General features: G+C 69.9%; 22 protein-coding genes. 7 read left to right on the top strand and 15 right to left on the bottom strand.

The window, feature by feature from the left end; all coding sequences use genetic code 11:
- Nucleotides 1-25: 25 nt before the first annotated feature.
- The 6 genes from yicI to ACWFR4_RS31255 all read right to left on the bottom strand — a co-directional run bounded on the left by yicI (nt 26) and on the right by ACWFR4_RS31255 (nt 8,055).
- Nucleotides 26-2,356 carry an alpha-xylosidase gene (gene yicI / locus ACWFR4_RS31280; RefSeq protein WP_453469284.1) on the bottom strand — a complete coding sequence of 777 codons (2,331 nt, stop codon included), beginning with the start codon at nt 2,354-2,356 and terminating at the stop codon, nt 26-28.
- Nucleotides 2,353-3,780, bottom strand: coding sequence for a GH1 family beta-glucosidase (locus tag ACWFR4_RS31275; RefSeq protein ID WP_453655553.1), 1,428 nt, complete (start codon nt 3,778-3,780; stop codon nt 2,353-2,355). The genes yicI and ACWFR4_RS31275 overlap by 4 nt, the downstream gene beginning before the upstream one ends.
- A gap of 32 nt (nt 3,781-3,812) precedes the next feature.
- Nucleotides 3,813-4,640 carry a carbohydrate ABC transporter permease gene (locus ACWFR4_RS31270; protein ID WP_453469456.1) on the bottom strand — a complete coding sequence of 276 codons (828 nt, stop codon included), beginning with the start codon at nt 4,638-4,640 and terminating at the stop codon, nt 3,813-3,815.
- 6 nt (nt 4,641-4,646) lie between these two features.
- The gene (locus ACWFR4_RS31265) at nt 4,647-5,609 is read right to left on the bottom strand and encodes a carbohydrate ABC transporter permease (protein ID WP_453469455.1); all 963 of its coding nucleotides are present in this window, start codon (nt 5,607-5,609) and stop codon (nt 4,647-4,649) included.
- Between the two features lie 10 nt (nt 5,610-5,619).
- A complete protein-coding gene (locus ACWFR4_RS31260; RefSeq protein WP_453655552.1) occupies nt 5,620-6,858 on the bottom strand; it encodes an ABC transporter substrate-binding protein in 1,239 nt (412 codons plus the stop codon).
- Between the two features lie 153 nt (nt 6,859-7,011).
- A complete protein-coding gene (locus ACWFR4_RS31255; RefSeq protein ID WP_453655551.1) occupies nt 7,012-8,055 on the bottom strand; it encodes a LacI family DNA-binding transcriptional regulator in 1,044 nt (347 codons plus the stop codon).
- A gap of 664 nt (nt 8,056-8,719) precedes the next feature.
- Between ACWFR4_RS31255 and ACWFR4_RS31250 the strand changes: the two genes are divergently transcribed.
- Both ACWFR4_RS31250 and ACWFR4_RS31245 read left to right on the top strand, forming a co-directional pair.
- Nucleotides 8,720-9,115, top strand: coding sequence for a zinc ribbon domain-containing protein (locus tag ACWFR4_RS31250; protein WP_453655550.1), 396 nt, complete (start codon nt 8,720-8,722; stop codon nt 9,113-9,115).
- The gene (locus ACWFR4_RS31245) at nt 9,112-9,465 is read left to right on the top strand and encodes a hypothetical protein (protein ID WP_453468548.1); all 354 of its coding nucleotides are present in this window, start codon (nt 9,112-9,114) and stop codon (nt 9,463-9,465) included. The genes ACWFR4_RS31250 and ACWFR4_RS31245 overlap by 4 nt, the downstream gene beginning before the upstream one ends.
- 25 nt (nt 9,466-9,490) lie before the next feature.
- Here ACWFR4_RS31245 and ACWFR4_RS31240 read toward each other — a convergent pair whose 3' ends face one another.
- The 7 genes from ACWFR4_RS31240 to ACWFR4_RS31210 all read right to left on the bottom strand — a co-directional run bounded on the left by ACWFR4_RS31240 (nt 9,491) and on the right by ACWFR4_RS31210 (nt 13,951).
- Nucleotides 9,491-10,087 (bottom strand): Dabb family protein, encoded by a 597-nt coding sequence (locus ACWFR4_RS31240; protein WP_453468547.1) that lies wholly within the window; start codon nt 10,085-10,087, stop codon nt 9,491-9,493.
- Nucleotides 10,084-10,416, bottom strand: coding sequence for a hypothetical protein (locus ACWFR4_RS31235; RefSeq protein ID WP_453468546.1), 333 nt, complete (start codon nt 10,414-10,416; stop codon nt 10,084-10,086). Before ACWFR4_RS31235 ends, ACWFR4_RS31240 begins: the two co-directional genes overlap by 4 nt.
- The gene (locus ACWFR4_RS31230) at nt 10,413-11,330 is read right to left on the bottom strand and encodes an LLM class F420-dependent oxidoreductase (protein ID WP_453655549.1); all 918 of its coding nucleotides are present in this window, start codon (nt 11,328-11,330) and stop codon (nt 10,413-10,415) included. Before ACWFR4_RS31230 ends, ACWFR4_RS31235 begins: the two co-directional genes overlap by 4 nt.
- A 153-nt stretch (nt 11,331-11,483) precedes the next feature.
- Nucleotides 11,484-11,705 (bottom strand): hypothetical protein, encoded by a 222-nt coding sequence (locus tag ACWFR4_RS31225; RefSeq protein WP_453468544.1) that lies wholly within the window; start codon nt 11,703-11,705, stop codon nt 11,484-11,486.
- A gap of 86 nt (nt 11,706-11,791) precedes the next feature.
- Nucleotides 11,792-12,643 carry an ABC transporter permease gene (locus tag ACWFR4_RS31220; RefSeq protein WP_453655548.1) on the bottom strand — a complete coding sequence of 284 codons (852 nt, stop codon included), beginning with the start codon at nt 12,641-12,643 and terminating at the stop codon, nt 11,792-11,794.
- Nucleotides 12,603-13,439 carry an ABC transporter ATP-binding protein gene (locus ACWFR4_RS31215; RefSeq protein ID WP_453468542.1) on the bottom strand — a complete coding sequence of 279 codons (837 nt, stop codon included), beginning with the start codon at nt 13,437-13,439 and terminating at the stop codon, nt 12,603-12,605. The genes ACWFR4_RS31220 and ACWFR4_RS31215 overlap by 41 nt, the downstream gene beginning before the upstream one ends.
- On the bottom strand, nt 13,436-13,951 hold the full coding sequence (locus ACWFR4_RS31210; protein WP_453468541.1) for a MarR family winged helix-turn-helix transcriptional regulator: 516 nt from the start codon (nt 13,949-13,951) through the stop codon (nt 13,436-13,438). Before ACWFR4_RS31210 ends, ACWFR4_RS31215 begins: the two co-directional genes overlap by 4 nt.
- 237 nt (nt 13,952-14,188) lie before the next feature.
- Here ACWFR4_RS31210 and ACWFR4_RS31205 point away from each other — a divergent pair, with 237 nt between their 5' ends.
- The gene (locus ACWFR4_RS31205; RefSeq protein WP_453468540.1) at nt 14,189-14,557 is read left to right on the top strand and encodes a DUF6479 family protein; all 369 of its coding nucleotides are present in this window, start codon (nt 14,189-14,191) and stop codon (nt 14,555-14,557) included.
- Between the two features lie 509 nt (nt 14,558-15,066).
- The gene (locus tag ACWFR4_RS31200) at nt 15,067-16,266 is read left to right on the top strand and encodes a cysteine desulfurase-like protein (protein ID WP_453655547.1); all 1,200 of its coding nucleotides are present in this window, start codon (nt 15,067-15,069) and stop codon (nt 16,264-16,266) included.
- Between the two features lie 34 nt (nt 16,267-16,300).
- Here ACWFR4_RS31200 and ACWFR4_RS31195 read toward each other — a convergent pair whose 3' ends face one another.
- Nucleotides 16,301-16,957 carry a TetR/AcrR family transcriptional regulator gene (locus ACWFR4_RS31195; protein WP_453655546.1) on the bottom strand — a complete coding sequence of 219 codons (657 nt, stop codon included), beginning with the start codon at nt 16,955-16,957 and terminating at the stop codon, nt 16,301-16,303.
- Between the two features lie 55 nt (nt 16,958-17,012).
- Entirely contained in the window at nt 17,013-17,954 is a 942-nt protein-coding gene (locus ACWFR4_RS31190; protein ID WP_453655545.1) for an alpha/beta fold hydrolase, read from the bottom strand.
- 143 nt (nt 17,955-18,097) lie between these two features.
- Here ACWFR4_RS31190 and ACWFR4_RS31185 point away from each other — a divergent pair, with 143 nt between their 5' ends.
- The 3 genes from ACWFR4_RS31185 to ACWFR4_RS31175 are packed head-to-tail and all read left to right on the top strand — an operon-like array spanning nt 18,098 to nt 21,397.
- A complete protein-coding gene (locus tag ACWFR4_RS31185; protein ID WP_453655544.1) occupies nt 18,098-18,916 on the top strand; it encodes an enoyl-CoA hydratase-related protein in 819 nt (272 codons plus the stop codon).
- Between the two features lie 19 nt (nt 18,917-18,935).
- Nucleotides 18,936-20,528: a long-chain-fatty-acid--CoA ligase gene (locus ACWFR4_RS31180; RefSeq protein WP_453655543.1), complete on the top strand. Its 1,593-nt coding sequence runs from the start codon at nt 18,936-18,938 to the stop codon at nt 20,526-20,528.
- The gene (locus tag ACWFR4_RS31175) at nt 20,525-21,397 is read left to right on the top strand and encodes an SCO6745 family protein (RefSeq protein WP_453469329.1); all 873 of its coding nucleotides are present in this window, start codon (nt 20,525-20,527) and stop codon (nt 21,395-21,397) included. The genes ACWFR4_RS31180 and ACWFR4_RS31175 overlap by 4 nt, the downstream gene beginning before the upstream one ends.
- Nucleotides 21,398-21,494 lie beyond the last annotated feature (97 nt).

Below are 21,494 nucleotides of genomic sequence, written 5' to 3'. Positions count from 1 at the left end.
CCTCCAGTCACTCCCCCTCAGGTCGCTACGCCCAGCTCGCCTGCATCAGAACCGCCGAGACCGCTGTGACGCCGGGCACGGCCGTGAGAAGTGTGCCGAGGGTGGTCCGTTCCGCGTTCTCGCCGGCGGCTTCCATGCCGACGAGCAGCGCCTGCCACGGCACTTGGGTGTCGTCTGCCTCGACCGTGATGACGTCGCCGTCCCGCCGCGTGCGGAACGTGGCACCCGCGAAACCGTCCACGGCAGGGATCTGCGCGACCCTCGTCGTGCCGTCCGCCGGGGTGTGGACACGCAGCGTCACTCCGTGCGCCCAGTCGTACACGGCGCTGTCATCGCTCTCCCCGAACGGGATCACCGAGCCGGGGCGGGCCAGCAGCGGCAGGCTGTCGAAGCCGTACCGCTCGCGCCGCCAGCCCGGCCCTTCGACCCGGTCGCCCGACAGCAGATGGGTCCAGGACCCCTCGGGCACGTAGTACTCGACGAGGCCGTCGGCCGAGAACACCGGCGCGACGAGCAGGTCGTCGCCGAGCATGTACTGCCGGTCGAGGGTGTGGCACGCCGGGTCCTCGGGGAACTCCAGGAGCATGGCGCGCATCACCGGGGTGCCCCGCTCCTGCGCCTGCTGGGCCGCACGGAAGAGATACGGCATGAGGCGGTGCTTGAGCCGGGTGAAGTCGCGGGTGACCGCCACGGCCTCCTCGTCGAAGTCCCACGGCACACGGTACGACCTGCTGCCGTGCAGCCTGCTGTGCGAGGACAGCAGGCCGAACTGCACCCACCTCTTGAAGACTTCGGGCGTCGGAGTGCCCTCGAAACCGCCGATGTCATGGCTCCAGAAGCCGAAGCCGGACAGGCCGAGCGAGAGGCCGCCGCGCAGGGACTCGGCCATCGCCCCGAAGTGGGACTCGCAGTCGCCGCCCCAGTGCACCGGGAACTGCTGCCCGCCCGCGGTCGCCGACCGCGCGAAGAGCACGGCCTCGCCGACGCCCCGCGCCTCGCTCAGCACCTCGAAGACGGTTTCGTTGTAGAGCTGCGTGTAGTAGTTGTGCATGCGCTCCGGGTCGGAACCGTCGTGCCACACCACGTCCGTCGGAATGCGTTCGCCGAAGTCGGTCTTGAAGCAGTCCACGCCCTGTGCGACAAGCCCGCGCAACTTGCCCGCGTACCACTCCCGCGCCTCGGGGTCGGTGAAGTCGACCAGCGCCATGCCCGCCTGCCACAGATCCCACTGCCACACGTCGCCGTTGGCCCTGCGCACGAGGTAGCCGTGGCGCATGGCCTCCTTGAAGAGCGGGGACTTCTGGCCGATGTACGGATTGATCCACACCGAGACGCGCAGCCCCTGCTCGTCCTTGAGGCGGCGCAGCATGCCTTCCGGGTCCGGGAAGACGTCCGGGTCCCACGTGAAGTCGCACCACTGGTACTCGCGCATCCAGAAGCAGTCGAAGTGGAAGACACCGAGCGGGATACCGCGCTCCGACATGCCCCGGACGAACCGGTTGACCGTCTCCTCGTCGTAGGAGGTGGTGAAGGAGGTGGACAGCCACAGCCCGAACGACCAGGCGGGCGGCAGTGCCGGACGGCCGGTCAGGGCGGTGTAGCGGTCCAGGATGTCCTTGGGTGTGGGGCCGTGGATGACGTAGTACTCCAGCGACTGGCCCTCGACGCCGAACTGCACCTGCCCCACGGCCTCGGACCCGATCTCGTACGAGACGTGGCCGGGGTGGTTGACGAAGACGCCGTAGCCCCGGTTGGTGAGATGGAAGGGGATGTTCTTGTACGCCTGCTCGCTGGCGGTACCGCCGTCTGCCTGCCAGATGTCCACGCTCTGGCCGTTCCTGGTGAACGGGGTGAAGCGCTCGCCGAGCCCGTAGACCAATTCGCCTACATCCAGGGACAGTTGGGCCAGCGAGTGGTGTCGGCCGTCGCCGGTGAGCGCGAAGCCGGCGCCACGGGACCCGACGGACGTCAGGACGCGGCCCTCGGCCGTGAAGTCCAGGTGCCAGGGTGCCGCGGTGTCCACCCGCAGGGACAGCTCCCCGCTGGTCAGCTCCAGCAGGGACCCGTCCCGGGTGATCTTCGCGGTGTGGTCGGGGTCGGTCCGCAGGGCGAAGTCGGGGCCGTGCGCGGCGGCGCCCGCGTGGTGGGTGGAGCGGATGCCGATCACGCCCTCGGCGGGCGACCAGCATTCGACGGTCAGGAGCGGGCTGTTGAGGGTGTGGCCCCGTTGCTCCACATGCCGCACCGGTGCATACAGAGTGAGCCGGCCCTCATCGACGCGCGCCTCGGCGATCTCGGCCGCGTACGACGCCTGGACGCCCTCGCGCATCAGCCAGTAGCCGTCGGTGAACTTCATCGGTGGTCCTTGTCAGCACTGGTACGGGCGCGGTGGGTGGCGATCAGATCCCGGAACCAGCGGTAGCTGTCCTTGGGAATGCGCTCCTGGGTGTCGTAGTCGACCCGGACGATGCCGAACCGTTGGCCGTAGCCGCGGGCCCACTCGAAGTTGTCGAGGAGCGACCACACGTAGTAGCCGCGCACGTCGACGCCCGCGCGGATGGCGGCGGAGAGGGCTTCCAGGTGGCTGCGGAGGTAGTCGATGCGCTCGGTGTCGTGAACCCGGCCGTCGTCCGTGACGGTGTCCGCCTCGGCCGAGCCGTTCTCGGTGATGACCAGCGGGGGCAGCTCGGGGTAACGCTTGGTCAGGTCGACCAGCAGATCCGTGAAGGTGTGCGGGACGACGGGCCAGCCCATGGTCGTGTGCCGCACGTCGTCGCGCCAGGTCTCGGTGGCCCGGATATCGACCGCCGTACGGGTCGCCGGGTCGGGGTCGCGGTGCGGGGCGTCGGCGATGGTGATCGGCCGGTAGTAGTTGATGCCGACGAAGTCCAGCGGGACAGCGATGAGTTCGAGGTCGCCGTCGAGCCTGTATGGCGTGTCGAGCCGGGGCGAGCCGTCGGCCGGCTCGCCCCAGGTCTCCGCCTCGTGCTGCGGATAGCGCCCGGCGAACAAAGGGTCCAGCCACACCTCGTTGTGCAGGGTCTCGGCCCGGCGAACGGCGGCGAGGTCGGCCGGCGAGCCGGGGGTGGCGGGGAGCAGCCGGTCCGGGTTGAGCGTGATGCCGACCTCGCGGGCGCCGGCCTCGCGAAGGGAGCGGACGGCGAGGCCGTGGCCGACGAGGAGGTGGTGGGCGGCGGCCAGCGCGCCGCGGCCCTCCTGTGCTCCGGGAGCGTGGGCGCCCGCCGCGTAACCGACGAAGGCGCTGCAGTACGGCTCGTTGAGCGTGATCCAGCGGCTCACCCGGTCACCGAGCCGCTCCACGACAAGACCGGCGTAGTCCGCGAAGCGCTCCGCCGTCTCGCGCACCCGCCAGCCGCCCCGGTCTTCCAGCGCCTGCGGGAGGTCCCAGTGGTAGAGGGTGGCGGCGGGGGAGATCCCGCAGGCCAGCAGCTCGTCGACCAGCCGGTCGTAGAAGTCCAGCCCCGTGGCGTTGGCCGCTCCTGTGCCGTCGGGCTGGATCCGCGGCCAGGCGACGGAGAAGCGGTAGCTGTCCACACCGAGGCCGTAAAGCAGGGACACGTCCTCGCGGTAGCGGTGGTAGTGGTCGCAGGCGACGTCGCCCGTGGCGCCGCCGGCCACCCGTCCGGGCTCGCGGCAGTAGGTGTCCCAGATGGACGGCCCTCTGCCGCCCTCGTCGTACGCCCCCTCGATCTGGTAGCTCGCCGTGGCGGCGCCGAAGAAGAAGCCGTCGGGGAATTCCGGGAATTCGGGGGTGCTCATGCGGCTGAAGCCCTTATCGCTACGTGATGGCATTACTTGATGGATCCGCCGGTGATCCCGGCGGAGATGTACTTCTGCGCCACGACCAGCAGGATCGCGGCGGGTACCGCGGACAGGACCGCGGTGGCCATGACCGCGCCCCAGTCGCTGACATGCGCGCCGACGAACTGGTAGATGCCCAGCGTGATCGGCTTGACTTCGTCGGTGGTGTTGAGGGTCAGCGCGAACATGAAGTCCGACCAGGCGAACAGGAAGGTGAAGAGCCCGGCTGTGATGAGGGCGTTGCGGCTCATCGGCAGCACGATGCGGACGAAGGCGGTGAAGCGGTTGGCGCCGTCGACCATCGCCGCCTCGACGACCTCGCTCGGTATGGACACCATGAAGGCGCGCAGCAGGACGATCGCGAACGGCAGCCCGAGCGAGGCGTCCGCGAGGATCAGCCCCAGGTAGGAGTTGACCAGGCCCAGTTCCGCGTACGCGCTGTAGAGGGCGTTGGCAATGACGATGCCCGGCACCATCTGCGTGATCAGCGTGGTGAAGACGATGCCCCGGCCACCGCGCAGCCCGAACTGGGCGAGCCCGTACGCGGCGGGCGCGGCGAGCGCGAGGCACACGGTGACGGCGCCGAGGGCGACGACGAAGCTGGTCAGGAGCGAGCCGCCCTGGCTGGAGATCGCCGTGTCGAAGTTCTCCAGGCTGGGCGAGGACGGGAACCACTCGGTCGCGGCGACGCTCGACCCGGGCTGGAGCGCGGTGTTGAGCATCCAGTAGACCGGGAAGAGCAGGACGCCGAGGATCAGCAGCGCGGCAGTGGTGTTCCAGGCGGCCCGCAGGCGGGGACGGTTCGAGTTCGGGTTCACGGTCGGTCACTCCCCCTTGCCGAAGTCGGCGCGGTTGGCCCGTAGGTACAGCACGGCGAAGACCGCACTGATGAGGATGAGGACGTTGCCCACGACGGCGCCCTGGCCGAAGTCGAGCTGGAGGAACGACAGTTGGTAGGTGACAGTGCCCAGGGTCTGCGTGGAGTCCGCGGGCCCGCCCGAGGTCAGCGCCAGGATCAGGTCGAGGATCTTCACCGTGGACATGAAGCCCAGGACGAGGACGACGGTGACGACCGGGCGCAGCATCGGCAGGGTGACGCTGCGGAAGGTCCGCCAGGGGCTCGCCCCGTCGAGAGACGCCGCCTCGTAGAGCTCGCGCGGGATCTCCTGGAGGCCGCCGTAGAGAATCACCATGTTGAACGGGATGCCGATCCAGATGTTGACCAGGATCGCCGACAGCAGGGCCACGCCGGGGCTGTTCAGCCACGGCACGCCGCCCTCGGTCAGGCCGACGGCGTGCAGGGCGCTGTTGAGCATCCCGTGGTCCTGGTCGAGGATGCGCCGCCAGACGACGGCCGACACGACCATGGGCACCAGCCAGGGCAGCAGCAGGATCGCGCGGACGAAGCCGGAGAGCCGGAAGCGGCGGGAGAAGAAGACGGCGAGGGCCAGGCCGATGGTGAACTGGCCGAGCAGGGAGCCGAGCGTGAAGAGCGCCGTGTGCCACAGGGAGCCGGCGAACAGCTCGTCGGCGAAGACGGCCCGCCAGTTGTCCAGGCCGTTGAACGGGGCCTCGCCGGTGAAATACGTCTTGGGCGTGTAGTGCTGGAAGCTCATCACGATGTTGCGGATGAGCGGGTAGCCGAAGAAGAGGGCCATGTAGGCGAGCGCGGGGGCGACGAAGAGCCACTGGAGCAGCCCGCGGCGGCGGGTGCCGGAGTCGGCCCTTGCGGGGGCGGCCGAGGAGCCGGAGGTCTTGGCCGGGGCGGTGGAGGCGAAGGTGCTCATGTCCGGTTCCTCACTTCCCCGTGGAGGCCTGTTGCTGGGCGCGGTGCAGGGCCTGTTCGGGACTGGTCCTGCCGGTCAGCACCGACTGGAAGGCGCCCGCGAGCGCGTCCCCGACCACCGGCCAGCGGGTGCCGACCTCGGCGGTGCGGGAGCGGGCGGTGGTGACGAGGTCGGCGAAGGCGGCGAGCTTGGGGTTCTGCTCGGCGTAGGCCCGCGCGGCGGCGGCCCGGGTGGGTACGTTGTTGACCGACTCGCCCCACTGAAGCTGGTTCTTCCGGGTGTTGAGGCAGTTGAGGATCTTCCCCGCGTTCTTCTCGCGGGCGCTGTCCTCGTTCTTCGGCACTGCCATCACGGTGCCGCCGATCGGTGGGATCGCGTCCTGTCCCGCCTCGGGCACCGGGATGCGGGCGACCGCCCAGTCCACCTTCTTCTGCGCGCTGAGCACCGGCACCTGCCACGGACCGTTGATCATCATGGCGGCGCGGCCGGCCACGAACTGGTCGTTGACGTCCTGCTGGTTCCAGCTGACGACGGACTTCGAGGCGGACCCGTCCGTGACCAGGTCCTTCCACAGCTGGAGTGCGGCCTCGCCCTTGCCGTTGTCGAGCTTCGCCTCGTCACCGCCGCCGGACCAGAAGAACGGAAGGAACTGGTACACCCCGTCGGCGTTGGGGCCGGCGCTGAAGGCCATCCCGTAGGTGCTGCCGTGAGTCATCTTCTTCGCGGCGGTCTTCAGCTCGGCCCAGGTGGTGGGCGGTTCGACCCCGGCCTTCTTGAGGAGCTCGGTGTTGTAGATCAGGGCCAGGGAGTTGACGGAGCGTGCGATGCCGTACTGGGTGCCGTCGTACGAGCCGAGGGAGGTGGCGCTGCCGGAGAATCCGGAGGTGTCGACGCCGACGTCCTTCAGTGGGCGCAGGCCCTCGGTCCCGGCGAACTGCGGCAGCTCGGACCCGTCGAGCTCCAGGATGTCGGTGAGCGACTTGGACGAGGCCATCCGGAGCGCCTTCGAGGCAACCTGGTCCGCGGGCACACTGATCTGCTCGACCTTCAGCCCGAGGGGCCTCGCGCAGCGGTCGAAGAACTTCTGGTTGGCGGTGTGTTCGGCGGTGTCCGTGGCCGAGTTGAGCACGGTGACGGTGTCGGCGTCCGGTGTGGCGGCGCACCCGGTGAGGCCCAGCGACGCGGCCGTGGCAATCGCCAGGCTTGCGGCTATGGCGGGTGGCAGTCTGCGCTGTGCGCGGGAGTGCACGAGCGGTTCTCCAATCGGGGCTGCGGCTTGGGGAGTTGATGGCCTTGACGTGCGGCTCGGGGATCGTGCGCGTCAGTGCGTCGGGGGGCGTCTCGTGAGCGGTTTCCATGCCGAGGTGCGCGGCTTGCGGCCGCCGCTTTGCCGACAAGGCGCTCAGGGATGCATTTTCGGCGGCGCGATGGTGAGCCCGGGCGCCATCTGGGGCGCGATCAGACGGTGAGGGGGGAGGCCGGGGGCCGGATGGTTCCCGGTCCGCGTGCCGGTAGCCGCGGCGATCGCCTTGACCGCGAGTTCGACGACTGCCAGGGACATCTCCGCGACGGGCAGTTCGATGCGCGGCAGGATCCGACCGCCCAGGTCGTCGGGGAGGGTGCCGACGGGCACGACGGCGAGGTCCTCGGGGACCCGTAGCCCGGCCGCGGCCACCTCGGCCAGCAGATGGGGGAGGCGGTGCAGGTGCTGGACGACCAGCGCGGTCGGGGCAGGCCGCGAGCTCAACATCTCGCGTACGCGGCGCCGCAGTACGTCCGGGTCGCCGTTCGAGAGGTGCACCCGGATGTCCGCACCGGTCTCCTTCGCGGCCCGCCGGGCGCCGTCGAGGCCGTGCACTGCGTAGCCGCGGCGGGCCGCGATCTCGTGCTCGGCCGAGGCGACGAAGGCGATGTGCCGGTGGCCGGCCGCGGCGGTCTCGCGCAGGGCGAGGGCGACGGCGGCCTCCCAGGCGAGGTCGACCCAGGGCAGCGCCGAGTCGTCGTCGCCGCGGCCGAGCAGCGCGGTGGGGAAGCCCAGTTCACGCATGGCGCCGATGCGGGGGTCCTGCTCCTCCACGGCCATCAGGACCGCCGCGTCCGCCAGTCCGCTGCCGGCCACCCGGCGCAGCCCGCCGACCCCGTCCAGGTCGGTCATCAGCAGCAGGTCGTAGCCGTGGCTGCGGGCGGCATCGCTGATGTCGATGGCGAACCGGCCGTCCACCGCCCGGTATTCGCCGGGCACGCGGGGGACGGCCAGGGCCAGGACGTCGCTGCGGGCGCTGCGCAGTGTGCGGGCGCTGGCCCGCGGGTGGTAGCCGAGCTCGGCGATGGCAGCCTGCACCGCACGCCGGGTGTCCTCGGAGATCTTGCGGGAGCCGCTGAGGACGTAACTGACGGTGCTGGGCGCGACGCCCGCCCGTTCGGCGACGTCTTTGATCGTGGCCATTCCCGCTCCTTTGCGGTCTGGTCCTGGTCGTGCTGGTTCCGGCCGCTCGGGCGGCGGCGCTGTCCGCTCTGGTCGTCGAAGCGATTCGTCGAATCGATTCGACTGGCGGCGTGCGTGACTTTAGGAGAGCCCGGCCTGTGAGGGCAATACCTCTGCGGCAGATCGTTTGAGTTTATGTACGTGAATTTTGATGGAGGTTTGGAGTACGAAGCAGGTCAAATGCCTGGTTTGATAAGCGAGTTGATCGAGTACATGAACAACTTTCACTACTACGAACTCTTGAGGGTCCCGAACGGCGGGTGATAGGCCTGTGCCCCGACGACATTTCCCTTCCCTGACACCCGAGTTGTGGGTCGCCGCCGTGCCACCGGCGCCCCCACCACGCGCATCCGTCATGCCTGGAGGCGACACCGTTGACAACGCGCATGTCCGGACGCACCTTCGCCCGGCTCGCCGCAGCACCCGCCGTGGGAGCGCTGGCCGGGCTGCGGCCCGGCATCGCGTCGGCCGCGTCCCGGCCCTCCACACACCCGGCAAGGTCACGCACCGGCAGTGGCCGGACTGACGCCGCGCGAGCCATGCGCCGCGCTGCGGCCTTCATGGACGAGCACGTGTCCTACCGCGGTGCGTACGTCTGGGGCTATCTCCCCGATCTCTCCACCACGTGGGGGGAGATGGAGGCGAAGCGGACCATGTGCTGGGTCCAGCCGCCCGGCACGCCCAGCGTCGGCCGCAGCCTCCTCGACGCGTATCACGCCACCCAGCGCACGTCGATGCGGCGTACACCTCCCGCACCTGCGCCGAATGTGGGCACATCGACAAGGCGAACCGGGCCAGTCAGGCCCGTTTCGTATGCCGGTCCTGCGGTGTCGTTGCACATGCGGACTGGAACGGCTCCCGCAACATCCGTCACCGTGCGGAAGAGTTGTGGCGACGCGGGGTGCAGTCAACCGCCCCAGACCCACCCCCGAACACCGGGCGTGGGACAGGACGCAAACGCAGCACCACAGCCAGTGGCGCCCGTTGTGCAAGCCCGGGACTTTCAGTCCCGGGTGGTTGACCGTTCGCGACCTCGACCTGACCGACCTGTTCCGAGGCGCCGACCCGGCCCTGCCCGAGGTGACCGAGGACCAGGCGAGCGCCCTCGTGGACGGCCTCGGTCCCAAGGACCACTGGATCACCCCGATCGGCACCACCACCAACCCGTACCTCGGCCCGGCGCCTGCCACGCCGTACGAGGGCACGGCCTACATGAGCAAGCACGTGGGCGACCTGTACGACACCTCGCCGTACGACCCCGCATCTCCGCCCGCCGAGCCGCCTTACCAGGCGCACGCCAGCGCCGAGGGCATCACGACGTCCGCCTACACCGGCAACATGGCCGAACTCATCGCCTACGTCGCCGGCTGAGGCCCCCACTGTCAAGGTCCTGGCCTCAGTGGGAGGCCAGGACCGGCTCCCGGGTCCAGCGGAAGACGTGGACCAGGCGCGGCTCCACGATCCCGGCGCCCGGAATCTCGCCGTCGAACCACCGGTCCACGCACGTCCAGTGGAAGGGGTGGCCGAGATACTCGCCGGTCAACCCCTGCACGTCCGCGTACTCCTGCTCCCAGACGTGGGTCCAGTGGGAGGGCGTGAGCGTCTGGTCCACCCTGCTCAGAGACCAGGAGCGGATGGTGGAGATGTGCTCGGGCATCGCCATGAGATCCGCTTCCAGCTGCCCGACGAGAGCGCCGGGTGTACCGGGGCGCACCGCGAGCAGCAGTGTGCGTTTCACGCGCGGGCCGCGCAGGGGCACGTACCCCCCGCGCACCGGCGCGAGAGCGACCGTGTCGAGGGGCTCCGGCAGCCCGGCCTCCGCGGCGATGTCGGCGGGAGTCCGTTCCGCCGTCACGTCCCATGTGGCGCCGGTGCCGCCGAAACTGCCCGGCAGATCGGCAGCCGCGGAGCCGCCCAGGACGCCGGGCCCTGCGGCGGCCTTGCTGTACGCGTCGGTGTTGTCGTCCGGCAACAGAGTCACCCAGCGGGTCATGGCGCCACCTCCTCGCGAACACGGGCGACCGGCTCCAGTACATGACGATCGCGGTCCAGCGCGATCTCGTCCGTGTACGCCCAGAACGCCGCGACCCGGGGGTCGGCGCCGGCCGCGGCGCGCGCGGCGAAGAACGCACCGCTGTCCGACAGCGACCACAGGATCCGGACCGCCACGGTGTCAGGCCCCGTCCAGGCGCGCCACAGACGTTCTTCGACCATGCCCCGGCCCGCGGCACCCGGCAGATACTCCGCGCGCCAGCGTCGCAGCCACTCATCGACGTCATCGCCCGCGAGGAGGACGACGTCGAGAACCTGGACCCCGCTCATGACAGCTTCTCCAGTACTTCGGCCCGGTACCGGTCGATCTGTTCGCGCAACGCGTCCAGACCCCGTGGGCCAGAAAGGCCGTCCGAGCCGCGGATATGTGGAGCGATGACGAGGCGCGTCGCGCCCGCGTCGACGAAGCCCCGTACCCATGAGGGGTCCCCGGCGCGCTCACGGTCGCAGGAGCCCGGCCACACCGTGATCTCCACGGCGCCCTCCAGCCGGCCCTCCCCGCGCGCGGCCTCGCGCAGCAGATCGGCCTGGCGGGCGAAGTCCTCGGGAGTGATCGTGTAGGGGAACCATCCGTCGCCGATCCGGCCCGCGCGTCGGACGGCGGGATCGCTGTTCCCGCCCAGCACCACGGGCACGGTCCCGCCGGCAGGACGCGGCAGCGAGTGCAGGCCCTCGAAGGAGACGTGCCGCCCCTGGTAGGAGGCGGGGCCGCTGCCCCACAGCGCGCGCATCGCGCCGACACACTCCTCGAGCCGTTGCCCCCGATCCTTGTAGGGCACGCCGACGGCGGCGTACTCCTCCTTCTGCCAGCCGATGCCGAGGCCCAGCATCAGCCGCCCGTCGGAGTGGCGGTCGATCGTCGCGGCGCGTTTGGCCAGGACCACCGGGCTGTGCAGCGGGGCGACGATCATCGCCGTACCGAACCGCAGGGAGCTCGAAGCTCCGGCGAGGAAGGCGATGGTCTCCAGCGGGTCGGGCATGGGTACCGCGCCCGAACTACCGGGTATCCGGCCGTCGTTGGAGTACGGATAGAGCGGTTCGTAGCGTTCGGCGACGGCGACGTGCTCGACCGTCCACAGTGACTCGACGCCGCACTCCTCGAGCGTGCCCGCGAGGTCGCGGAGGAAGCCGCCCGAGGTGATCAGGCCGTCGGTGAACGGCGCCATCATTCCAAGTCGGAGCATGCCAGGGTTCCCTCACTTCAGCACCGTGCTGCTATACCTGTTAGGAGTGTTCCTATCAGGAATAGGTGAGGTGTGGAAGGGAGTGAACGCCGGGAGGTCGGGTCGAGCGAGGAGCCCCGGACGCGCGCTCACCACGTCCGGCCGGCCCGCTGGTCAACTGTCCTTGCGCGCCCCGCTCGCCTTGATCCACGCATGGGGGGAGTAGGCCACCTCGACCCTCGTGGCGGCAGCGGGGTCCGCCTTCCATACGAGCAGCGCGCCGGCGTCGATCGAGTACGAGAACTGGCCTTCCTTGCCGTCGACGAAGTGCAGCACCTCGCCCTCGTGCTCCGAGGTCTGCCCCTCTTTGCCAAGCACTACGAGATTCACAGACATATTTCGACGTTACGGCGGCAGCGCCGATTTCGCCCGCCGGGTACCGGCTCGCGCGACCAGGTCCCTGGAGGGGCGGCGCCGTCGGACTACCTGGCCAGTCGGGGCAGCAGCGAGGAGGCGGCCACGATGCCGAGCGCGGCGGCCACTGCGAGGACGGCGTAGTCCAGGGGGAGATGTGACGGTGTGCCCAACAACAGGCCGCGTAGCGCGTCGACTTGGTAGGTGAGCGGATTGACCCGGCTGATCGCCTGGAGCCAGCCCGGCATGAGTGCGACCGGGTAGAGGGCGTTGGACGCGAAGAAGAGCGGCATGGTGATGGCCTGGCCGATGCCCATCAGGCGGTCCCGGGTGAGGACGATGCCGGCGATGGTCATCGACAGGCAGGAGAAGAACGCCGAGCCGAGCACCACCGCGACGGCCACGCCGAGCAGGCGCAGCGGGTTCCAGGTCAGGGCGACGCCGAGGAGTGCCGCGATGACGATCACGACGACGGCCTGGATCAGCGCCTTGACCCCGGCGGCGAAGGCCTTGCCCGTGATGAGTGCCGCGCGCGGGGTGGGCGTGACCAGGAGCTTGGTCAGAATGCCGGCGTCCCGCTCCCAGATGATCATGATGCCGTAGAAGATGGCGATGAACATCGCGGACTGCGCGATGATGCCAGGCGCGAGGTAGTCGATGTAGGGGATGCCGTGGGTCGGGATCGCCTTGATCCGGGTGAAGGTCTCGCCGAACACCAGCAGCCACAGGGCAGGTTGGACCGCTCGGGTGTACAGCTCGGAACGGTCGTGCCGGAGCTTTTGGAGTTCGACGGCGCACAGGGCGATCACGCGGGCAGGCGCCACGCGCCAGCCGGTACGGGCTGTGGGCGGAGTGAGGAGCAGGTCGAACTCGGCCGGATCAGCCGAGCCTTGACGCGGTGCGGCGGGTGCTGCGGACATCGCGGAAGTCACCACCTTCGCTGTCGAGCCCGCGGCCGGCGACGTCGCGGAAGACGTCCTCCAAGGTCGGCAAGGGCTCCTGGGATCCGGCGTTGCCGCGTTGCTCATGCAGGTCGCGGCGGAGTCCGTCAGGGGTACCGAGAGCGTGCACGCGTCCGCGGTGCATGAGCGCGACCCGGTCGCAGTACTGGTCGGCCTCGTCCATGTAGTGGGTCGTGACCAGCACGGTCATGCCGGTGGCGTGCCGGACCGCGTTGATGTGGTTCCACACACTGGTACGGGCGATCGGGTCGAGCCCGATGGTGGGTTCGTCGAGGATCAGCAGGCGGGGAGCGCTCACGAGCGCCTGCGCGAGTTCCAGCCGGCGCACCATGCCGCCCGAGTAGGTCTTGGCGAGCCGGTCCGCGGCGTCCGTGAGGTCGACCGCGGCGAGTGCCTGGGCCACCCGGCGGGCCCGTTCGCGCCGGGACACGTCGAAGACGCGGGCGAACAGCGTCACGTTCTCCCGCCCCGTCAGGCCGGAGTCGGCGGACAGCTGTTGCGGCACGTACCCGAGGAGTCGGCGGACCGCCATCCGCTCGGTCGCCGCGTCGTGGCCGAACACGGATACGCGGCCGCGCGGCACCGGCAGAAGCGTGGTGATGCAGCGGATCGCGGTGGTCTTGCCGGCGCCGTTGGGTCCGAGGAGTCCGAAGACCTCGCCCGGCCCGACCGTGAGATCGAGGCCGTCCACGGCCCGGGTCTCACCGAACGCGTACTCCAGTCCGCGGCAGCAGACCGCGGGGTCTTCGCTCATGCCTGTGCACCTTCCGGTTCTCCCTGTACTGCGTGGGGCGTTTCACCTTCTGTGCGGATGACGGGCGTGCGGTCCTCGTGCAGGTTGTCGGCGAGCTTGCGCAGGGCAGGCAGCGCCGCGGCGAGCGCCGCCCGGTCGGCCGGGTCGAGCACCGCCAGCTGCTCCCGCATCAACGTGCCCCGGCGGACCTGCCAATCACGCAACCGGGCCGCGGCCGCCGGGGTCGCGTACAGCAGCGCCGACCTGCGGTCCGAGGGATCGGTCTCGCGGCGCAGCCAGCTGTCCTTGACCAGCTGGTTGACGAGCGTGGACACCGAGTTCCCGGCGAGACGCAGCTCCCGGGCGGCGGCCGACACACCAATTCCTGGCTTGTCGACCACCAGGCGCAGCAGCTCCACCTGGGCGCCGCGCAACGGTGGCGCGCTCAGTCCGTGCCGAAGCCTGCGCCGGGTCAGCCGCTGCACGGCGGCGAGTACGTCGGCGAAGGAATCTGCCAGCTCATCCGTGGCCATGAAATGATTTTAGCTCTGTGTACGAGCTAATTACAGACCCTGTCGGAACCTCGCCGGGACCGGTTGGGCTCGATTTCACCGTTGCGGCGACGGATACTCGAGAGGAAGGAACGGGTACGCGCAGGACGCACCCCTCGCGCAAGATCACTCCGCGTCATCATCTGGCGTAACCCGAGGCGATCCGGTGCCGTTGCGCGCGCCGGAGAACAGGTCAGGAGCAGGGGGTGCTCAGCGATCATGAACTCGGCTTACTTCGAAATAGCCGCGGCGAACACGGTGGTCGCCGCCGTCAGCGCTTTCATCGCAGGTGGATTCATCTCGGGAATGCTGATATGGGCCGTCAACATCGGCATGCGGGTGCGCAGGCTGGAGCTCAGGCCGCCCAGGCCCGATGAGCAGCCCCGTCTGCCCGAAGGCGGGGCGGTCCACGAGATCCGGGAAATGAGGGAGCCGGACGAGGTCCCATTGGCCGAGGACGAGAGTGGGCGCCTCATGCCCTATGAACTCCACCATGCGGGCAGCAAACGCAGCACGGATCAGAAGGTCCCACGATGGTCCCCGGGATCGAGCGGCTCGTTCGGCAGCGGCGGCCCCGGCCACACGTAAGGCGTGAGCCCACGGGGGAACATGCGTGCACTGCCAAGTACGTCGCCGCATCAGGGGCCGGGTGACGCACCGGGAGGGTGCGCCCTCATCGCCCATGTCAGCTGCTCGCGCGGAGCCCCGCGTTACGTGCGGGCGTGGCTTCCCGGGTGGGCGGCGCGATGAATCCGCCCCCGTTTCCCATGCTCTTCCACGCGGGCTGCCCCGGCGGGGCGGGACCGGCCTGCAACGTCACTCAAGCGTGGGCCGACGGCCTGCCGGCCCACGGGAAGCACCGGGGCGGCACTGCGGTTTGAGTCCCGCCGTAGCGCGCGACTGGCCTTGCGCGGCAGACCGTTCGTGCCGAACGGGTGTGTCCGGCCGGCCCCTCGCGCACGTCGTCCATCGCTTTACGTGTGCCGCTGCCGGTGCCAGAGTCGACTCGACCAGCGGACGGACGCGTTCGCCTGCGCAGTCGCCGACCAGCGTGAGCCGTCCGTACGACCTTTCTCCATCTCCAGAAAGCCGAGGCCATGGCCATCGACCTGACCGCTCTCCGGGCTCACTTCCCCTCCCTGGACCACGGCCTCGCCTTCTTCGACGGTCCGGGCGGGACGCAGACCCCGCGCCCGGTCGCCGATGCCATAGTCGCGACGCTGACCGGCCCTCTCTCCAACCGGGGGGTTGTCAGCCGCTCCGAGCTCAATGCCGAGCGTGCTGTCACGGACTTTCGCGCTGCCTATGCGGACCTGCTCAATGTGCCCGCCGAGGGTGTCGTCCACGGACGCAGCGCCACCCAGCTGACGTATGACTTCTCCCGTCACCTGGCCAAGGGCTGGAAGGCCGGCGACGAGATCGTCCTCAGCCGCCTGGACCATGACTCCAACGTCCGGCCCTGGGCCCAGGCGGCCGACCGCGCCGGAGTGACGGTTCGCTGGATCGAGATCGACAGCGAGAGCACGGAGCTCGACCTCGATTCGTTCGAGCGGGCGCTGTCGCCCCGGACGCGGCTGGTCGCGGTCACGGCGGCCTCGAACGTGCTGGGCACCAAGCCGCCCCTGCGCCGGATCGCCGACCGGGCGCACGAGGTCGGCGCCCTGGTGTACGTGGACGGGGTGCACTACGCCGCCCACCATCTGGTCGACGTGCCCGCGCTGGGGGCGGACCTGTTCGTCTGCTCCCCGTACAAGTTCCTCGGACCGCACTGCGGAGTGCTCGTGGCGGCGCCCGAACTCCTCGAAACCGTCCACCCCGACAAGCTCGTGCCTTCCGCCGACACCGTGCCGGAGCGCTTCGAGTTCGGCACGCTGCCTTACGAAATCCTGGCGGGCGCCACTGCCGCCGTGGACTTCCTCGCGGCGACCGATCCGGGCACAGGGGCTACCCGCAGGGAGCGGCTCGCCCATTCGCTGGGCTCCCTGCACGAGCACGAGAAGGCGCTGCGTACGAGGCTGGAGGCGGGGCTGCGCGCTCTGGGCGACGCCGTCACCCTGCACTCGAAGGCGGCCGATCGTACCCCGACCCTTCTGATGTCCATCGAAGGCCGCGACGCCCGCGAGGCCCAGGTCCATCTGGCCGCCCGCGACGTCCTGGCCCCCGCCGGTTCGTTCTACGCCTACGAGCCCTTCACCGCCCTGAAGCTGGAGGACCCTGCCCTGCGAGTGGGCCTGGCACCGTACAACTCCGCCGACGACGTGGACAGGTTCCTCGACGGTCTGTCGTCTTTCCTCTGACCCGCTTGTCCCGTACGTGGCGGACCCGGAGCGGTCAGCGCTCCGGGTCCGGTGCCGTGAGCTGGAGGCCGTTCTCCCAGATCTTGTTGAGTGTCGTGACGAGGCGCTCGAAAGGGATGCGCTGGCCCAGGACGAACACCATGTAGGCCATGCGGCTCACCATGACGGACAGGGCGTGCGCCGTGACGAGGGGATCCAGGCTCGTGTCGGCTTCGCCGCTCTCCTGCAGCGCCTGGATCAGCTTGGCGTTACGGCGCGCGAAGGCGTTGCCGCGCTCGATGCGCAGCGCCATGAACTTCTCGTCGACCTGGGCCACTTGCTCGAACAGCGCCATGAGGCGCGCGTTCTTCTTGTACGCGCGCAGGTACTCGCGGTTCGACGCGTCGATGAGCTGTCGGGTGTCGGTGATCCCGGTGCGCTCGCGCAGGTGCGGGTGGAGCATCTCCTCCTGCACCTGCTCGACGAGCGCCTGGAAGATCTCTTCCTTGCTGTTGAAGTACGTGTAGAAGGACCCGGAGGCGACGTGGGCCGCCTTGGAGATGTCCGTGATCCGGGCGTCCAGATATCCGTCGCGTTCGAAAACCTCGCGGGCGGCGGTGATCAGCGCGTTACGCGTCCTGACACCGCGCGCGCTGCGTGGCGTGATGGGTTGTTTCTGGCCGCCGTCTGCGGCCGGGGCCTGGGCAGCCACTGAGGTCCATCCACTCTTGTTCGATCACGTACTTCACCGGTGGCAGCGGATGGTATCAGCCGAGGGTGGAGAGGAACTCGAGGAGCGCGGCGTTCACTTCCGCGGGCCGCTCCTGCTGGATCCAGTGGCCGGCGCCGTCCAGGACGACGTGTCCACGGAGGTCGGTGAGCACCCGGTCGAGCCCGTGCGCGGGCATGAACTTCCCGACGGGGTCCTTCGATCCGGTGACGAACAGCGACGGCTGTGTGATGAGGCGGCCGTCCAGGTGCTCGGTCAGCGTCCAGTTGCGATCGAGGTTGCGGTAGTAGTTGAGGCCGCCGGTGAAGCCGGTCTCCTCGAACGTCTTGACGTAGTAGGTAAGTTCCTCATCGCCCAGCCAGCTCGGGGGCGGCAGCTGCTCGTCGGGCTTTGCGGCCCACTTGGCCGAGTAGATCTCCCTCGTGACGAGGGTCCTGCGCACGCTCTGGCTCAGTGCCCGGTCGGCGACGCCCGGCTCCTGGAACCACACGATGTAGAAGTCGTCGCCGTTGCGTGAGCGCAGGATGGGCAGCGGCGGGGCCGGGGCGCGCGGCGTCGCCGGCACGCTCATGCCGACCACCGCGCGGACCCGCTCGGGGTGGATCACGGCCATGTTCCACACCACGGAGGCGCCCCAGTCGTGCCCGACGAAGACGGCGTCGTCCGCGTCGACGTCGTCGAGGAGCCCGGCCAGGTCGGCGCAGAGAGTCAGGATGTCGTAGGCGTCGACATCGTCGGGGCGTGAGCTGCCGCCGTATCCGCGCATGTTGGGAACCAGGACGCGATATCCCGCCTCGGCGAGCGCGAGGACCTGGTGCCGCCAGGAGAAGGCCAGCTCGGGAAAGCCGTGGCACAGGACCACGAGGGGCCTGTCCGGCCGTCCCTCGCCGTGCTCGAAGACGCGCAGGGAGATGCCGTTGGTCGTGACATCCCGTGCCGCGACGCGCTCCCAGTCGGTGATCGGCATGTGTGTCGTCATGTGCTCAGGGCTCCTGTCGTTCGCATGCTGCGCCGGCGCAAGGAACTCACGCCGGTAAGGGGCGTGTTGTAGGTGTTGAACTTGACGTTGGGTTCAAATATACATGAGGCGGGTCAGGGCCGGCTGAAGAGGAGACCACGACGGTGACCGAAAGCATCCAAACAGCCCAGTCGACGACGGTTCTGTCGGAACGGCGTGGGCCCGTGCTCGTACTGACGCTCAACCGCCCGGAGCGTCTCAACGCCTGGACCGACGAGCTGGAAGCACGCTACTTCGGACTGCTCGACGAAGCCGAGGCGGATCCCGGCGTGCGGGCGGTCGTCCTGACCGGAGCGGGCCGCGGCTTCTGCGCGGGGGCCGACATGGACGACCTGCAACAGGCCGGTGCGACAGCGGAGTTGCTGGATGGCCCGATGCCGAAGAGGGAGCGCCCGCGGTGGTTCCCGCTGACGCTGCGCAAGCCCCTCATCGCGGCCGTCAACGGGGCCGCGGCCGGACTCGGCCTCGTCGAGGCCCTTTACTGCGACATCCGCTTGAGTGCACCCGACGCCAAGTTCACGACGGCGTTCGCGCGCCGCGGCCTGATCGCCGAGTACGGCATCGCCTGGCTGCTGCCGCGCCTCATCGGCCAGAGCCGGGCCATGGACCTGCTGCTCTCCGGGCGGGTCGTGCGCGGTACGGAAGCCCACGAAATGGGTCTGGTCAACAAGGTCGTCGAGGCGGACCAGCTCCTGGACGCCGCGGTCGAGTACGCCACCGAACTGGCCACGTGGTCCTCACCCGCATCGATGAGCATGATGAAGCGGCAGGTGCTCCAAGCGCTCGACACCGACTTCGTCACGGCCGCCGACGCGGCGGACGCGCTCATGCCGGAGGCCTTCCGCCGGCCCGACGCCGCCGAGGGCGTCGCCAGCTATCTGGAGGGCCGCGCGCCCGCATTCCGCCCCCTCGACCCCAAGTGAGCACGGAAGGTCGCCCCGCATGACCAACGCTGCCGCACCAGTCTGGAACCACGCCTCGTCGACGCCCGACCGCATCGCCCTTCGTGGGGAGGAGGGCGAGGAATGGACCTACGGCCGGCTGCGCGAGCGCGCCGCCGCCGTCGCGGGCAGCCTGGGGGAGCAGGGCGTAGGCCCCGGCGACAGAGTCCTGCTCGTCGCGCCCTCCGTGCCCGAGTTTGCCTTCGCCTACTACGGGATCCTCGCCGCCGGGGCCATCGCCGTCACCGCCAACACCATGGCCCCGTACAGGGAGTTGGCGTACATAGCGGGCGACGCCGAAGTGTCGCTCGTGCTGGGCTGGCACGCGATCACCCCGGCACCCAAGCAGGCAGCGGACGAACTGTCTGTGCCGTACTGGGAGTTGCGGCCCGGTCTCGTCGAAACACGGCCGACCGAGGCCTCGGCGATCCTCGATGCGCACCCGCGCGAGGACGACGACACTGCCGCTCTCCTCTACACCTCCGGCACCACAGGCCGGCCCAAGGGCGCCCAGCTCACCCACGGCAATCTCAACGCGTGCGCGGCGGTCTTCTGCGACGTGCACGCCATCACTGCCGACGACCGTGCCGTGACCGGCCTGCCCCTGTTCCACGTTTTCGGCCAGGCGTGCGTCATGGCCACCACGATGCGCGCCGGCGGCAGCCTCACCCTCCTCGAGCGCTTCCACCCGTCGACCATGCTGGCCGTGATCCGCCGCGACCGCCCCACGTTCATCGCGGGCGTACCCACCATGTGGAACGCCCTTCTGCGCACCGCCGACGACACGGGCGCCGACTTCACGGGCCTGCGCCTCGCGTCCTCCGGCGGCGCCTCGCTGCCGGTGGAGGTGATGCGCGCCTTCGAGCAGCGGTTCGGCTGCACCATCGTCGAGGGATACGGCCTGACCGAGACCACCGGCGCCGCCACCTGCCATCTCGCGGGCCGCCCGGCGAAGCCAGGACACGTGGGACGGGCCCTGCCCGGCTGCGCCATATCCGTACGGGACGACGACGGTCATGAACTGCCACCCGGCCAGGTCGGCGAGGTGCACATCAAGGGCCCCGTCGTGATGAAGGGCTACTGGAACCGCCCCGATGCCACCTCCGACGCCCTGCACGACGGGTGGCTGCGCACCGGCGACCTCGGTGCCACGGACGACGACGGGGACCTGCGCATCGTCGACCGCAAGAAGGATCTCGTCATCCGCGGCGGCTACAACGTCTATCCGCGCGAGGTCGAAGAGGTCCTGTACGAACACCCCGACATCGTCGAAGCGGCCGTCATAGGAGTCCCCGACGAGTTCTACGGCGAAGAGGTCGCTGCCGTCATCGCGGTACGGCCCGGCGCCCGCCTCGGCGTGACCGAACTGCGCGCCTGGGCCAAGGAGCGCCTCTCCGCCTACAAGGTGCCCCATCTGGTCGCCGTAGTGGACGAGCTGCCGAAGGGGGCGACCGGGAAGATCCTCAAGCGCGCGATCGATCCGGCCCTGCTGAAGGCGGACGCGGGCACGGCGGACGCACCGGAGCCGACACGGCGGGACCGAGCAACCGCGCCTCATGGAACGCCTCGAACCAGTGACGGGACACACGCATGACGACGACACACGCACCTGCCTACGCCCGCGAGACCTGGCAGACGCTCGAGCCCTACCACGGCGCGGTCTACTTCTCACCCGAGGCACACGCCGCCTACGCGGCTCTGGGAGTGGAGAGCGGACCCGGATACTTCGCCTCCCGTGCGGCGGCGCTGGGACCGGTCGCACCTGAAGTCGTGATCGCCACCTTCTACAACTTCAACCCGAAGGCCGTACGGGCCGCGCTTCCCGCCGCCTGGCGGACCGCTCCGCCCGAGGAATTCCTCGCCGCACGTCTGGCCGGCATCGACGGGACGCTGCGCAGGATCCTCGGGGCCGGGGTTCTCGCGTCGGAAGAGCTTCGGCGGGCCGCGGAGCTGGGCAGGCGAGCCGCGGAATCCACGTCGGCGCACCTGCACGGCCGGCCCCTGTTCGCCGCGCACGCCGCGCTGCCCTGGCCCGACGAGCCGCATCTGGTGCTGTGGCATGCCCAGACGCTGCTGCGTGAATTCCGGGGAGACGGCCATGTGGCGGCGCTCCTGGACGCCGGGCTGAGCGGCATCGAGGCGCTGGTCACCCATGCCGCGGCCGGGCCGGTGGGGGCCGAGGCCCTGCGGACGACGCGCTCCTGGTCGCCGGATGAATGGGCCGGGGCGGTGGAGGGGCTGCGTACGCGAGGGTGGCTCGCGAGCGGGCCCGAGCCGGCCTTCACCGCGGAGGGGAAGGAGCGGCGATCGGCCGTGGAGGAGGCCACGGACCGGTTGGCCGCCGCGCCCTACGCCGCCCTGGGACGGGACGGCTGCGCCGAGCTGCGTGACCTGGTGCGGCCCTGGAGCCGGTCCCTGGCAACGGAGTTGATGCCATGGGCCGCAGCGCGACTGAAGGACTGACGTGCGCTCCGAGCGGGTCGGGCCGTCCGTGGCACAGGTCATTGAAGGTGACGCCGGATTCATCTACGGTGCAGGGGCCTGAGGAGAGCCGGTCGAG

This window comes from Streptomyces sp. NPDC055140 (assembly GCF_053607285.1).
This window is presented reverse-complemented; position numbering and strand designations above follow the sequence as displayed.